This window comes from Tolypothrix bouteillei VB521301 (genome assembly GCF_000760695.4).
In the GTDB taxonomy this organism is placed as follows: domain Bacteria; phylum Cyanobacteriota; class Cyanobacteriia; order Cyanobacteriales; family Nostocaceae; genus Scytonema; species Scytonema bouteillei_A.
This window is the reverse complement of the sequence record NZ_JHEG04000001.1, coordinates 7355736-7370347: the sequence shown is the minus strand read 5'-3', so window position 1 is coordinate 7370347 and position 14612 is coordinate 7355736. Positions and strand designations below refer to the sequence as shown.

General features: G+C 39.1%; 11 protein-coding genes. 5 read left to right on the top strand and 6 right to left on the bottom strand.

Annotation, left to right across the window (positions count from 1 at the left end):
- Positions 1 to 129: 129 nt before the first annotated feature.
- Together HC643_RS30095 and HC643_RS30090 are read right to left on the bottom strand one after the other, a co-directional pair.
- Positions 130 to 2337 carry a hypothetical protein gene (locus HC643_RS30095; RefSeq protein ID WP_038103113.1) on the bottom strand — a complete coding sequence of 736 codons (2208 nt, stop codon included), beginning with the start codon at positions 2335 to 2337 and terminating at the stop codon, positions 130 to 132.
- A 24-nt stretch (positions 2338 to 2361) separates the two neighbouring features.
- A complete protein-coding gene (locus tag HC643_RS30090) occupies positions 2362 to 4569 on the bottom strand; it encodes a WD40 repeat domain-containing protein (protein WP_038103116.1) in 2208 nt (735 codons plus the stop codon).
- 283 nt (positions 4570 to 4852) lie between these two features.
- On the opposite strand from HC643_RS30090, the gene HC643_RS30085 reads away from it, so the two are divergent.
- Entirely contained in the window at positions 4853 to 5284 is a 432-nt protein-coding gene (locus HC643_RS30085; RefSeq protein WP_038103118.1) for a mannose-binding lectin, read from the top strand.
- A 189-nt stretch (positions 5285 to 5473) separates the two neighbouring features.
- Positions 5474 to 6091, top strand: coding sequence for a Pvc16 family protein (locus HC643_RS30080; protein WP_038103120.1), 618 nt, complete (start codon positions 5474 to 5476; stop codon positions 6089 to 6091).
- 227 nt (positions 6092 to 6318) lie between these two features.
- Here the strand turns inward: HC643_RS30080 and HC643_RS30075 are convergent, their stop codons facing one another.
- The 4 genes from HC643_RS30075 to HC643_RS30060 all read right to left on the bottom strand — a co-directional run bounded on the left by HC643_RS30075 (position 6319) and on the right by HC643_RS30060 (position 11799).
- Entirely contained in the window at positions 6319 to 7749 is a 1431-nt protein-coding gene (locus HC643_RS30075) for a hypothetical protein (protein WP_167844776.1), read from the bottom strand.
- 152 nt (positions 7750 to 7901) lie between these two features.
- Entirely contained in the window at positions 7902 to 8645 is a 744-nt protein-coding gene (locus HC643_RS30070; RefSeq protein WP_038081268.1) for a DUF5673 domain-containing protein, read from the bottom strand.
- Positions 8646 to 8728: 83 nt separating this feature from the next.
- Positions 8729 to 10744 carry an ATP-binding protein gene (locus HC643_RS30065; RefSeq protein ID WP_038081270.1) on the bottom strand — a complete coding sequence of 672 codons (2016 nt, stop codon included), beginning with the start codon at positions 10742 to 10744 and terminating at the stop codon, positions 8729 to 8731.
- A gap of 62 nt (positions 10745 to 10806) precedes the next feature.
- Positions 10807 to 11799 (bottom strand): FHA domain-containing protein, encoded by a 993-nt coding sequence (locus HC643_RS30060; RefSeq protein WP_038081271.1) that lies wholly within the window; start codon positions 11797 to 11799, stop codon positions 10807 to 10809.
- Between the two features lie 723 nt (positions 11800 to 12522).
- On the opposite strand from HC643_RS30060, the gene HC643_RS30055 reads away from it, so the two are divergent.
- The 3 genes from HC643_RS30055 (at position 12523) to HC643_RS30045 (ending at position 14602) form a co-directional block, all read left to right on the top strand.
- Entirely contained in the window at positions 12523 to 12690 is a 168-nt protein-coding gene (locus HC643_RS30055) for a hypothetical protein (protein ID WP_153021438.1), read from the top strand.
- Between the two features lie 45 nt (positions 12691 to 12735).
- Positions 12736 to 14001: a hypothetical protein gene (locus HC643_RS30050; protein ID WP_038081273.1), complete on the top strand. Its 1266-nt coding sequence runs from the start codon at positions 12736 to 12738 to the stop codon at positions 13999 to 14001.
- A 223-nt stretch (positions 14002 to 14224) separates the two neighbouring features.
- Positions 14225 to 14602: a hypothetical protein gene (locus HC643_RS30045; protein ID WP_038081275.1), complete on the top strand. Its 378-nt coding sequence runs from the start codon at positions 14225 to 14227 to the stop codon at positions 14600 to 14602.
- The last annotated feature ends 10 nt before the right edge of the window (positions 14603 to 14612 follow it).

Here is a 14612-nt window from a genome sequence, read left to right as displayed (position 1 = left end):
CTTAGTTTTTTTAACACAACTAAAGTTAACTAGTGAGGAGCGTCATTAGTCATTGGTAAGGATTTCAGGTCTATTTACCTGCTTGTAATGTAGTTTGGGTTATTTGTGCCTAGCTACTTAGTACTAAATTTAAAACCTGTTAAATCTTGGTAGAGGCATAAAAGGAGCAGGAGATGGAAGTGGAGTGGGAGTGCTGACTTTCACAGAAAACCCTTTAGAATTACTATGACCGAATTTATCAGTTGCTGTCAATTGAATTGTATTTGGTAAGGCTTCATTAGCCACTAGGTTTAATGAACCTTCAGAAGCAACAGTTCCAAAAGGTGTCAGCTGAACGCTAATGTCTTCACCCTCAACTTCCCACTGCAAAACCACAGGTTCATTGGGTTGAAGAACTATATTAGGTTCTTGACTACCATTTAGCGTAAAAAATACAATCTGAAGTGGTTTAGGTAGAATGTTAATAGTAGACTCTATTTGATAAGAATTAGGTGGTTGACCTGACTGAGAAAAAGCTTGGAGTGCAAACGTATATTTTCCTGGTTCGGGAGTCTTTAAAGAAATCTTAGTACAGGTAAGCAGTTGAGATGTTAGTTGACATGACTTTTTCAATTGGTCGTTTGTATAAGTTGCAAGGACATTCTCACTTCCACTATCTGATTTACCAGTAATTTTCAGTTGTGCAAGTTGGTCTGGATTCTGAATTGTCCAGCTTAAAAGTATTGTATCGCCTGATGTGTACTGGCTTTTGTCTAATTGAAAACTCCCAACTCGGGCTGCTGGTTTTTCATTGATTTTGACTGTAATACTTTCGGTGGAAGAAGGTTTATTCTGTCCTTGAGTGTAGAGTTTAAGGGTAAAAGTATAACTCCCTGGCTGTGTAACGCCAGTATCGTAGTTTGAACAGGTTAAGTATTTAAGTTGTGCTTGACAGATATTATTGAGTTTATTGGGAATTCCTTTACGGAAATCAAAAATCTGAGGAGCGCTGGGTATTTGGCTTTGATTATTTGTCTGTCCTTGATTGTCTATCTCTAGCTTAGAAATTTGTTGAAAGTTGCTAACTTGCCAATCTAACCGGATTTCATCACCTTGAATGTAATTAATACTATCTGGAGAAAAAGCAACTAACTGTGCAGGAGAAGGTGGTTTTAAGAAAAAGAACCAAATTAAAAATGCAATTCCTACTATACTTCCTATAAGTGTTATAAAAAAAGGAATAAATTGCCACCACGGGCGAGAGTTCCATAATAAAGTACCTTCAGGTAATTTATCGGGTAAAGGGTATTCGTCTTTATCTTGCAGACTAACCTGAAAATTCAGAGAAAGTGCAGAACCAAATAACGGTCGTCGCCACCACGGTCTGGGTTTCACTGTTAAATTAACTTTAGTGCTTTTATTGGGGAATAGGCGGACTTTCCGAGGATCGCATTCATATTTATAGAGTTGTTCTTCATCCCGGCTTTTGATATTAAGTTTTAAATCTCGTGGTGTGTTACCTCGGTTATTCAGTTTGATTTCATATAATCCAAAACTGTTACTGATTTTTCCACGAAGAGTATATAGTTCGACATCGAGTAAGTGTATCGGAGGAATTTGAATGTATACCAAATCTAGCAGCACTAAATCTGGAGAGTTCGCTGAGTACAAGCGAATCGTTGGAGAGTAACTACCAGCTAGAGTATTGACAGGAGGCTTTAATTCTAACAGGATTTTTCCTCTGGTATTTGGATTGAGTTCTAATCCACTTGTTCCTGCTAATATACCAGGTCCTTCTACACCTGTATTGGGGTAACGAATTGCATACCAATCATCTTCTAAATCTGAGCAAACTAGACGAAAGCGATCGACTCGGTTTGACCGATTGTCAACCATTACTTCTATCTGCAAAGCCTCTTTTGATTTGAGAATTATTGGGTTACGAGGGTTACTGGCTGGTTTTAATGAAAAAGTGGGATCGTTAACTCGAACGACAGTATGCTCTTTGAGCATAACTTTGAGTTGTCGCGGATACTGTATCGGCGTGTCTTCAGGAAAATGTTCTGGAGCATCTACAACTAGAGTATAGTCATAGGTTCCTGGTAAAGTATTTGTAGGAATCTTAAACTGAAATGTTAACTCGCTACTCTGTTGAGGACCGAGTGCTAAGCTTTCTCGCGATGAGTTGCTCCATTGATGTAGGGTTTCTGATGCTTCATCAAAAAACACATCAATAACAGCACCTCGATCGCTCTGATTGGTAATAACAATATAAAGTTCAACTGTATCTCCAGGCATTGCGGGTTGAACGCCGGGAGGATCTATAATTACCGATAGTGGACTGGCTTTGTTTTGCATTTTAAAGGAGTTTGCTGACTGTGGTTATTGTGGCAAGCGGTGAAGTTGTACGAGTAAGCGATCGTCACCGTCTACAACCATCGTTCCTTGAACATCTTTTGTTAAATCTAATGTGTTGATTTTAACAACATTTTGTTTGACAAGTTGACCGTTAGCGGCTTGTGCTCTGTCTAATGTTTTATCGGATTTTAAAGGCCAAATGATAATTTTTCCATCGTCTCCAGCACTTACTAATTTGCTACCATCTAAGTAAAAGTTAAGACCTCGTACTGATATTTGTGATGCACGCCAGCGATCGCGCAATTGGCATTGTTGCTGAATAAATTTCTGTTGTCCATCGGGAGTCGCATTATTGACGGTACAGTTATCAAGATCCCATATAGAAATAAAACCGTCAGAATCGGAAGTTGCTAGTATGTGAGAGCCAGGAGCAAAAGCAGCATTCCAAACATAGTCTCCATCACCACCCACTAACTTCGATCCTGATAATTGCCTTAACGTTGTTTCTGGAGAACTTGGATTCATGAGCACGACACGCTTAAAGTCTCCAGCTGTTGCCAAAATAGTCTCATCCTCACTGAGGGCTAGCGCTCGTATGGGGTACTTTATATCTTTTCCTAGATCGATAACTTGTGGGTTTGATTCAAAGTTAGTACCGGGTCCCGATCTCTTCCACAGTCTTACCTTACCACTACCGTGAGCGCTAAATAGGTTAAGGGAGTTTTCGGTAAAAACGAGGGCAAATACGCGATCGCTAGTCATATCATTTGGATCGCGGAGTGTATATTCCTTTTCCCTTGTTCGGACATTCCAAAATTGAATCTCTCCACTTTCTAAACCAGCCGCAATGCGATCGTTATCTTTCGGCATAAAACGTAAAGTTCGTACAGCCTGACCAATCACTGCTAAAAGACCCCTCGCTGATGGTTTTTTCCCATCACAACTAGCCGCAATAGGGCTTGCAGCCATTCCTTTAGGGTTTAAGCGATCGCCATCAACTGACCAAATACGGATTGTGCAGTCATCGGAACCACTAACTACTGAAAAAGAATCACCACTAAAGCTTACAGAATTTACAATATCTGTATGCCCTATAGGTGCGGGCATCAGAAGAAGTGCAAGTAGTGCTGCGAGTATTGCCAGCAAAGATAATAACAACCATAAAGGTATAACAGGTAAGACTTTAACATCAAGACTCTGAGTTGTCGGATCTGTACTGCCCAAACGTCCATCTGAGAGTAAAGCTTTCGCTTCTAGCCGTAAAGTTTTTGGCAATCCTATCCAATGGCGTTTTGTGCTGATATAAAGAAGTACTTTAGTTACGTCTCCTAAAGTCAAATCGGCATTTTCAGGAACTGACGTATGAGTGACTTTTCGCCAATCTCTACCTTGAAGCTGTATCTCGACTTGCTGACGGAGATTGCTGCTATTTTTAAAGAGCAATTGAAATGATGTTGAGTTAGACTTGCGATCCGGTAATCGCCACCACTTACCGCCATCGGGAATAGTCTGTTGTTGTGGCTCAGCAGTAAACCCAACAAAGCCAACTGGCAAAACTTCAAGCACGCCATCAGCTTGGGTTGAAGCACCATCGCGACTTATTGCTTGAACAGTAAAAGGGTAATCTTCGCTAGGCGATCGATCTGCTGATGGAGGTTGGCAAGGAAAAGTTGTCTCAATTTGAGCACCTGGTTCTAGAAGTAATCTTCGTTCTGCACTGTTGGTAAGCCAAGAAGGAGAAAGACCATCAAGACGGAGTAAAGTTTCTACGGAATGCGGACTCATATTCCGCACCCTTGCTACTATGTCAACTGAATTACGAGGATACACTTGAAACCGTCGCACTGGCAATTCCAGAATTAACAGTGTAGATGCAGATCCCGGCTGAATGGTAAGTCTCAACACCAATTTACGCTCTTCACGTAACTGAGGTGAAAAGATTCTCACAGTGAGATTTATAGTACCAGTAAATGCAGGTAATGGCGTATCAAAAATTTCAACCGTGAATTGAGTACTACCTCCTGGAGGCTTAGCGGCTGCAACCTCTGGTGAGAGACGATACCACTGAGAACCCGAACTACGATTTGCTCCTGCTGCTATAACTTCCATTTGAAAAGCAGCAAAGCGATCGCTACCATTAATGACAGTAACCTCAAACGTAGATGGCACACCGCCCGGTTTAAATGTCACACTTTGAGTTGAAAGACTAGCATTAATAATACGGTTATCCATATATCATTGATTTATTAGCAGCAGTTTACCTTTGGACATCTGCCCCTACACAATGATGCGATCGCAAATTACCGGAATTACATAGACTTTAGTTTAATTTTAGAGATTTTTTCCTTTTTTTCTAAAATTCTTTTCGTTTTTTTGACTTTTTCTAATTACATTTAATATTATGTTCGGCTACTTACTTATACTTAGTAGATTCTAAACCCTCCATCTGACAGCACCCTCTCCCCAACCTTTTATTTCATTCTAATTCCAAACAAATTTAAATCAGGAGAATACCATGTCTTATCTGTCCAATTTAGGTAAATTAAAATTACCACGTCTTATAAGTGTCGCAGCTTGCGGTGCTATTTTAGCTGCTACTTCCATCAACACTGCTAAAGCTGAAGCCTATGGTGATAGCACCTATGCAAACAGTTGTTCTAATATTCGTATTTTTGGAGACACCCTGTCCGCTACTTGTCGGAGAGTAGATGGTTCATATAACAGGACAGCAATTGAAGTCCGAGGAATTGAGAATGTTAATGGAAATTTGAGCTATAATTCCAACCCCGATGCTCCTAGCACTTATCAAAATTCTTGCACCCGAATTTATGTTGCTGGAGATACATTATCAGCTACTTGCCGTAGAGTAAATGGCTCATATAACAGGACAGCTATTGAAATTCCAAGAATTGCTAATATTAATGGAGTTTTAAGCTACAGCTATTAAGTTAACAATCAATAGATACAGCCTTTTTCAGGTAAATGAAGTATAGCAGTAGGGGCGCAATGCCTTGCGCCCTTACAATATCTATATCTCATTTAGTTGCAATCTGCTGTAAAAGTCATTGAGGAGACACAATATTATTGTGTCCTTCAAGTGTTGGGAGTAAAATGAGTTAATTCAAACTATTGTAAAATGACTAACCCACTCGCCATAGCAGCTGTAACAGCAGTATTCAAAGATATACTTGAAAACCATCTCATTCATGACTTAATTACAACAAGTGTTGGCGGTGTAAGTGTAACAGCTTTACCACCAGATCGCATATCTATTGGAACAGATGAGCATGCACAAATCAACCTGTTTCTTTACCAAGTTACACAGAATCGCAATGTTGACTGGGTTTCTCAGGAATTGCGCCAGCATAGCGATCGACTTACAAAAGAAGTACTCTCCAAAAATCTGCCTCTAGCGCTTGACCTTCACTATTTACTTACAGTCTACGGAGCAAAAGATTTTCAAGCAGAAATTTTGTTAGGATATGTCATGCAATTGTTACATGAAACATCGATACTTATGCAAGATAGTATCTACACTGCTTTAAAAAATGCCTCTACAGTCAATACTTCTAGTGTTTTATCTCAAGCTTTAGCAACAGTATCTATCTCCGATTTAGCAGAGCAAATAAGGCAAATTAAAATTAGCCCAGAATTTTTCAACATGGAAGAAACTTCAAAAATATGGTCTATTTTACAAACACAATATCGTCCATCGATTGGCTATCAAATATCAACAATTATTCTTAATAACTAGTACAACATGGCGTAAATAAGGTAACCCTTAGTAACAGACAAAAAGCTTAAAATAAAAGCTTTTGTGCCTTCTGCCCTCAGACGAGCGTACTTCTGCCTTCATGTACTAGTGGTCTGTCAACCTTAAAACAGTTAATCACAAACTCCAAATGTTCTCTAATGACCGAGAAGGGGCGCAATACCTTGCACCCCTTCCTCTTCACTTTATTTACCTAGAAAATACTGTAACTACGATCTCATTTTTTGCTGAATGTATTTAATGATAAATTTTCTTTTACTTTCATCTTGTAAGTCTTCAGCGTAAAATCCATCGGCATTCATGTGAGGTCGCGTTCCTTGCTGGAGAACTCCTATTTTAGGTTCTAACAAGAACTGTAAAGAAGGCTCATGTCCCTTTTTAGCTAGTTCGTATAATTCAGTTGCATTTGCCTTTCGATTTTTCCCTTTTGTACCTTTGGAGCGTTTATATAATCCTTTTCCCTTAGGAACAACACTAGCCAGACTACTTGCTCCTCCAAATACCAGTGATACCGCACCTAACGCCAAACCAGGAGGTGTTGCTACACCAGTTACAACAGATCCTATACCTGCAACTGTAGCAGCAGATGATAAACCCGCACTACTTCCTAACCATTTCGCTCTTCTACGCTGTTTCTGAGCCATATACTGCGATATTGCTGCAAGCTTTTTACTATCCTCATCGGTTGATTCTGCGTCAAACTTGTCTGCATAATTTTGCGCGACTTGGGATCTTTGATATGCTCTAAACGCCTGACGACCGCTTCTAAATGCACTTACACCTGAGAGTGAAGCACTAGCACCTGTATTCACAGTACCCGAAATCAAATTTGCACTGTGTGTTAATATACCTGAATGTCCTGCTGCAGAATTTGTTGTACTTGCTACTGCTTGTGTAGCAGTTGTTGCGGTATCTTTAAATGTATTTTTAGCAGCGGTATTATGCTTTTTGATAAAAATGGCATTTGCAGCTTTTTCAAACCAACCAGCTTTCTTTTCTGGTTTAGAGTGTTCTGCTGCTACACTATTAGCGGTGATTTCTTCTGAAGATTGTGCTGTAGCTAGCGGTTCTTGTTCCTGGGCTAACACCTCATCAATCGCGTCACGGTCACTTGATTGATGGTATCCAGCTAACACCTCATCAATCGCGTCACGGTCACTTGATTGATGGTATCCAGCTAACACCTCATCAATCGCGTCACGGTCACTTGATTGATGGTATCCAGCTAACACTTCATCAATCGCGTCACGGTCACTTGATTGATAGTATTCAGCTAACACCTCATCAATCGCGTCACGGTCGCTTGATTGATAGTATTCAGCTAATACTTCATCAATCGCGTCACGGTCACTTGATTGATGGTATTCAGTTAATACTTCATCAACTGGGTCATAAGAGTTTGAAGACTGGGTTGTGGTTCGTTGCACAACTTGCTCGGACGATGTTCCTGCCGATTGTTGAAATAAGCTTCTTCTTATACTTTCTCTCTCAGCTTTGTTGGGAATACTAGCAATTGATTTTTTAGGAGATAATAATGAATGAGTCTCTTTTAAAGTTTCCAGAGAAGGTTGAGCTATTCTCGACTGATTTTTCAGCATTGAGGAGTGACGGACAGATTTTTGCGATCGCTTGTAAATCATATGTATATTATTCTTATGCAAGAAGATATGTCTCAAAGTATTAAATTTTATACACGCTCCTCCTGGAGCGTCGGTACAGAAATCATAAAAACCCAGTTTTTTTGTAGAGACGCATTGGTTGAAGCGTCTCTACATTAATTGTGCTGACTTACTTAACACTTATTATTTAAAGGAAGCACGTATTGAGCCAGAATGTCATTAACAGCATTTTTCTGAGTTACAGGAATTGATAAATACCAAATTCTGTTAATGAGGAAAAAATTAGGGTGACAGTAAATCATCAGCCTACTGTTTCTTGTTTTTATCCAAGCATAGGATTTTATTTTTTCCCATTTTATAAAGAAAAATCTATAACAAATGCCTTTTTCTGTGAATTCCAATGTGTTGAAACTACTTGTAATAAACGTAACAGCAATAGAGCACCATATAAGTAAGAGAAGCAATTGTTTGCTTTCAAAACTATTGTATATAGAAAAATTAACGGAAATTTGTTGAATAAATGATACAGAAATAATTACAACAACTACTAGTGAAAACAATCCCAGAAAAAAGAAAATTTTACTTTTTAAGTTTTGCTCTACATCTAGTAGTGTAATTCCTGCTTCTTGTCTGCGCCATTTCCAAGTTGATAAATATATCAGATATATAGCAAAATAGATACCATAAAAAAGATTAATAGCTAGTAAACCATCATTGAAATCGGAAGAAATTAGTCTTAAACTCGAAATGAATACAAACAAAGAAATGATATAGATGAAGTTTCTAACAATTTCTACCAATGCAACTTCATAACCTAAGTTCTGAGTAGTTTTTCGATATCTCAGTACTAACCAAATTATGGCAAAAGTTGATGAAATAAAGAAGGATGTAAGATGGTTTATCCAAAGACTATGCATATATTTCACCCATTATAGAGTAGTAAGTTTTGTCAAAAAATAATTAGTTTCTAGTAGTTCATGATTCGCTAACAATAAATCGATTACAACCAACCTTGAATCTCAGTATCAGTTAAAGCTCTTTCTAACTTCATACATTCACTGTGTGCTGCACTTAATATGTGTTTCATCATGATTGGTTCTTCTGCTTGTGCAGCAGTAAAAGCAGCATTCAGGGCAATATTGCGGATGTTTCCACCTGCAAGATTGAGTTGAGCCAGTTTTCCAAAGTCTAATCCTTGAGTTGGTGTCTGTTGAGGAAAAACACGCCGCCAAATTTCTGCTCGCAATTTAGAATCTGGAAAGGGGAAAGAAACAACAAATCGGAGACGGCGTAAGAAAGCTTGGTCTAAAGAGCTTTTTAAGTTCGTTGTCAAAATCGCCAAACCTTGATATGCTTCCATTTGTTGAAGTAAATACCCAACTTCGACATTGGCATGGCGATCGCGACTATCTTTAACTTCAGAGCGTTTGCCAAACAATGCATCAGCCTCATCAAAGAGGAGAATTGCCCCCCCCGCCTCTGCAGCATGAAAAATCCGCCCCAGATTTTTCTCGGTTTCACCAATATATTTACTGACTACAGCACTCAGATCGATGCGGTAAAGATCCAATCTTAATTCTTTGGCTAAAACTTCTGCAGCCATAGTCTTACCAGTACCGGAAGCTCCTGCAAATAGGGCACTTATGCCAAAACCTCGATTTGCCTTACCAGCAAAACCCCAATCCCAGTAAACTTTTGCTCGTTGTTGAACTTGAATCACCAAATCGCGCAAGATGTTTTTTTGAGTTATTGGCAAGATAAGGTCATCCCAAGTTGCTTTTGAGTCAAGGCGTTGTGCTAAATCATCCAGCCTCGGTCGTGCCATCGTCCGACAAATATCCCACAGTTGATGGGGAACTGAGGAAGAAGTTAAAGGTAGTGGAAACTTCTTATATCGATCGCTAACTTGCAAGCAAGCAGATTGGATCGCAAGACTGTTAAGGTTGAACTGAGAGACTAACGCTTCTATCTGCCCGTTTAATTGAGTTCCACTGCTTCCAAGGCAAGAGTACCAAACGCTTCGCTGTTCATTAGGAGTCAGCTTAGGTACATCGAAGGTCATCAAAGGACGGTGTGGTGACAGTATTCGGTCTTCTGCCGAGATAATGAGTGGAGTCCGAATCTTCTGAATCAACTGTAGAATTGCTGTATTGAGTGCAGAATCGTCTGAATTTAATTGCTCGCAATCTAGCAAAAGAACGCTATTCGTTAAAATAGCTTCCCTTTCCCACCTTCGTATTATATGGTTGAGCTCTGTTAAGTCTGTTGGTAAATGACTCACAGACATGAGTTTGAGCGATCGCCTATCAAGAGCACAAGCAGTAGCAGCGATCGCCCACTTGTCGGTAACTTCCATACCACACAATTGTACAATAGGTAACGTCAAAGATATGCTTTGAGTTTGCGACCAAGCGTTTGCTAAACGTTCTGCTATGTCTTGATGTGAAGGTTGTAAAAGTACGCCTGTATTATCCTTCACGGGCATAGGCTGGATTAAGTGCGCGAGGCGATCGTCTTGATAAGGCTCGCCCAATAGGTACAGCAAGATACTGTTGTCTATTTGCAAACGGCACTGAGGCAGATCGGAATTTATCCCAACTTTGACCAATTGCCAATATTGTAAAGGAGCATCAGGTAAAAGAGCATTCCAATGAGAGTCTGAGAAAAGACGCATAGCTAAACCAAAAGTTGGATACGCTAATTGCTCGTTTCCTTGAGCCTTCATACAAAGTTGTGGGAAATAAGGGAGAAGTGCGTGACCGACACATAACAGCAGAACTTGAGTCTCGAAAAGGGATAGGTGGAAGGTGCTACACAAATGTCCTATGGCTGAAAAGCGATCCATCGTAGTAGCAACTTCAACAAGAGCAGATTCTAGATCGGGAATGGATTCTGTAGATTGTTCTAAGCGATCGCTATAATCCTCAACAGCTTGCTCAATCTCCGATAAAGCTCTTTCGAGATGTAAATAATGAATTTTGGCTTGAGATCGGGGTGTTATAGGAGTGCGGTTCATCAATTTTTTATACCATTTTGGATGTTGGATTGAGTTCTATTTAGACTTAATTAAGCTAATTCTTACTTGTTTTGGTGTGAGTTATCTTCAGAAGCCGTTGTATGTAAGTTATTTCCAGAAATCAACTGACTCATTTCATCTTCAACAGTTTGTAGGTGTTTCTCTTCAGAATCAGCCGCTTCAAAAACATCGCTTTTGTTCTCAGAACGAGACTCCGTGAGTTCTTTTTCCAAACTAGATTTGGGTGCGATCGCTTCTTTCCAAGCAGCTTTAGCAGCAGAACCCAAACGATTTCCGATTTCTGAAGCTCCCTTGACAGTAGCAGAACTCAAACGGCTTCCAATTTCTGAAGCTCCTTTGATAGTGGCGGAACCCAAACGGCTAGTGACAGTTGAAGCTCCTTTAGAGAGCGATCGCCAGTACTTATCTGCTTCTTTTTCCAGTGCTTCTGGATCGATAATTTTGCTATGTTCAATCGTTTCGCGAGCTTTACGAACCGCATTAATATAAGAATCTCGCGTCCAGTTTTTTGTTGTCGTCACATCTTTCACGATGCGTTTATTAATGGCTGCTAGTAAAGCCTGAGTTTGCGACTTGGGATCGTCCGGTTCCTCAGTTTCCAAGGTTGCGCTCACTCTTACTAAAGCACCAGGACTGTCAGTTGCTTGAACTTCAGGCTTCCAAGATGAAAATACAGTTGCATCTAAATCTCTGACAACTGTTTTATCTTCAGGAATATTGCTAGTTTCTTGAATAAAGAGAACAAACTCACCTGCTTGAATAACATCCCCAGACTTGAGTAGATAATTCTGATTCATAGTAACAATTTCATCATTCACCTTTGAGCCATTGGTGCTACCCAAGTCAACATAATAAATTTCTCCATTTTCCCGGAAAAATTTACCATGAACTCGACTGATATCAGAACTATCTAGAACTAAACCAGAATCAGGAGAACGACCTATGATGCATACATCTTCATCAGTGAAGATTTCATCGAAATCGAGTTCAATTCCTCGATTTTTTGTTTGTGAATTAAAAACTTTGACTTTCATAGCTTTTTGTTGATTGGCTTGTGTTAGTTTTGCTCATCTCACACTACACACTCCGCCCTTACAACTTCAAGTTGTATAAGGCACACAAAATATCGATTATGACTGTTAATAAATATTGTCTCAAAATCCTAAAACTATAATTAATTATGTCATCATATTTGAAAATTTGTCATTAGACATAAGTTGATATTTTTTAGAAAATCCTTAATTACTTTTAGCTGTGCTGCATCGTTGTCAATAGTAAGTCGAGCATTTGAGACTGTTTCATCTGAATTGACGAATCTTTGATAGATTTTTGTACTCGTTGGTAGATCGTAAGTACTAAAAAAATCTTAAGTCTTAATAGCTATATATCTTTAAGCCTATTGTTAAGTGTGTCATTGAAACTTACCATTTGTGATTAGACGTAAGTTGAATCTTATTTATATCCTTTTTCAATAACCACTAGTAGCACTCTGAAAAACTAGATATAATAACACGACTTTTGGTGAATAGCGGTTTAAATAAAAAATTTGCTAGCTTAAAGAAAGCAACTATGCTGAAGTAAGTTAACGTGGCAAAAATCAAAGCATGGCATATACAGCAGATTTCAACTATATGAAATACAAAGCTCTATCATTAGAAAGTTTGTAGGAGCGGTGTCACTGCTCGTCGCACTGTATCTCACTAAGACGAAATCTACTATATGTTAAATTTTTTCTTGAAATTTTGAGGTTAAAAATCATGGAAGAAATTTTAGGTTTTTTGGAAACTTTATTTAGAACTATTGTATATCGAATGACTAATCTAATTGATAGTTTAGTAAATAATGCAATGTACAACACCGAACAAAAAGTTAGAAATTCATTTGAAGAACATTTTCAAAAGCAACAGGAAAATGAAGAAGAATAGCTGGGTTTAAAAAATCAATAGATTATTCACTTGATAATTTTCTTTATGACTTACCAACAAATACAAAAATCTGCTCGGCTGCTTCAGAAGAAACAACCTCACATAGCTCTATCTGCTACTGAGAATTCCGTACAGACCAATTCTCCATCATCTAAAGTGACAACATTTAGTGTTCCCAGCCAAACAGAAAGAGATACTATTAGAAAAAGCTTTTTTGGCACACAAGGAGAACAAATTCAAACTAAGCTGATGATTGGAAAACCTGGAGACAAATACGAGCAAGAAGCAGATCGAGCAGCAGCACGAGTCATCAATCAAATTGAAGCTTCTAGGTCATCACAACTAGACCAAAGCCAAAGTATTCAGCGTGAAGCCATGTCCGAAGAAGACACAATAACAAAATCTTTGGCAGACAATGGGTTAATTCAGAGAGTTGTACATGGAACAGACCCTTTAATTAATTATGCTCGCGGAGATGATAAAAGTTTGTTATATGGATTACACCCATTCAGACAATTAACTCAACAGCGCCTCAAACCTCAAGATAAAGCAATAGGGACACCACAACCGATCAGAACGATTGATGACTATAACGCTGGAATAGGTATAAACGGGCTTATGACGCTCGATCAATCTCCTATAGGCATATTTACAGTACGAGAAGCTTTAAGCGATCCCGATCCAGTTGCAAATTGGGGTAAGTATTTCCCTAGCTTTAAGGCTAACGTGGCTGCTAATGCTGATTTGCAAGCATGGATTCAAAAGTTAGCACAAAACGCTTCTACGATAGGACTTTATGATTTTGGGGATAAGACTTCTGAAGGCATTTTTGGTTTTAGAGAAGCGCAAGGATTAAAGAAGATAAAAAGCAAAAATAGATTTACAAAAAATCTGAAAAATTCCGAGCGATCCGACCAAGCAGTACATCTCCACCCAAAAGATATTCATGCATGGTTAGCTCCCGAACGTACATTTAGTCAAGCAATTAATTTATTTACAAAGATGTCAGAGGAGCAAAAAAATGCATTAAGGCAATGGATATACAAAGCGTTTTTTAGAAGAACGAGTAAATTGGGGATTGATTTTGTAACACAAGACTTAAATGCGCGAGTCAATTTCAACACAGCATCAGCGATAAATCCTCATAGTGACGATCCATTTCTTAATACACCACGACGCCATGGATTACGTTTTAACGATATCAATATGGATCAAAGTAAAGACAGATCGATTACAATAAGTGAGTACAGGCACATCATGAAGCACATCGGTAACGATCCAGCAAAAGTAAACTTTTATAATGAATATTAACCCTCTTCTAAGAAACATTTCTGTTTATTAGAAGCAACCCCACTGGCGGCGATTGCCACCCCCTATGAAAGAAATAAACACGAGCAATTTTTGACTAAGCCTTATTTTACAAGCTTTTTGGCTCGTGTTTCTTGAAAGAGGGTTAATCACCCCTTAAGGGGTCATTGTATAGAAAGTTTCCGTATAATAGATAGTTGTGCTGTCGTGCGATACTTGGCTGCGTATGAATTACGATGTCGCCCAACTACCCGAAATAGATGCTGTTGAGATTGTTAATCTTCAAGATGTTTTAAGCAATCACATCAATAGTTTTATGCAGGCGGCTGCTTCCGCGCCTTGTGTGCGAGTGACTGACGAAACCGCACAATCTATCGCTCGGCTCTGGCGGCAGTTACCGTTCGCGGAACAGATGCGCTGTCATGCTCCGCCTTACGGGTTTCGGTTTTATAAGGACGATAATCTCATTTTACAGGCATCGGTTTGTTGGGGTTGCAACAATATTTTTATTGATATGGAAGGCCGAGCACTCGTCTATACCTTCGATGCTGAACATCCGTATTCTCGAACACTGCTTTCGCTGGCAAAGCACATTATGGAGTGATACTTTCCAA

Bases quoted from the DNA above. Each gene is read 5' to 3' on its own strand.
- HC643_RS30055 (WP_153021438.1), top strand. From the start codon at position 12,523: ATGGAAGAAATTTTAGGTTTTTTGGAAACTTTATTTAGAACTATTGTA.
- HC643_RS30075 (WP_167844776.1), bottom strand. From the start codon at position 7,749: ATGATTTACAAGCGATCGCAAAAATCTGTCCGTCACTCCTCAATGCTG.
- HC643_RS30090 (WP_038103116.1), bottom strand. From the start codon at position 4,569: ATGGATAACCGTATTATTAATGCTAGTCTTTCAACTCAAAGTGTGACA.
- HC643_RS30045 (WP_038081275.1), top strand. From the start codon at position 14,225: ATGAATTACGATGTCGCCCAACTACCCGAAATAGATGCTGTTGAGATT.
- HC643_RS30065 (WP_038081270.1), bottom strand. From the start codon at position 10,744: ATGAACCGCACTCCTATAACACCCCGATCTCAAGCCAAAATTCATTAT.
- HC643_RS30060 (WP_038081271.1), bottom strand. From the start codon at position 11,799: ATGAAAGTCAAAGTTTTTAATTCACAAACAAAAAATCGAGGAATTGAA.
- HC643_RS30070 (WP_038081268.1), bottom strand. From the start codon at position 8,645: ATGCATAGTCTTTGGATAAACCATCTTACATCCTTCTTTATTTCATCA.
- HC643_RS30050 (WP_038081273.1), top strand. From the start codon at position 12,736: ATGACTTACCAACAAATACAAAAATCTGCTCGGCTGCTTCAGAAGAAA.
- HC643_RS30085 (WP_038103118.1), top strand. From the start codon at position 4,853: ATGTCTTATCTGTCCAATTTAGGTAAATTAAAATTACCACGTCTTATA.
- HC643_RS30095 (WP_038103113.1), bottom strand. From the start codon at position 2,337: ATGCAAAACAAAGCCAGTCCACTATCGGTAATTATAGATCCTCCCGGC.
- HC643_RS30080 (WP_038103120.1), top strand. From the start codon at position 5,474: ATGACTAACCCACTCGCCATAGCAGCTGTAACAGCAGTATTCAAAGAT.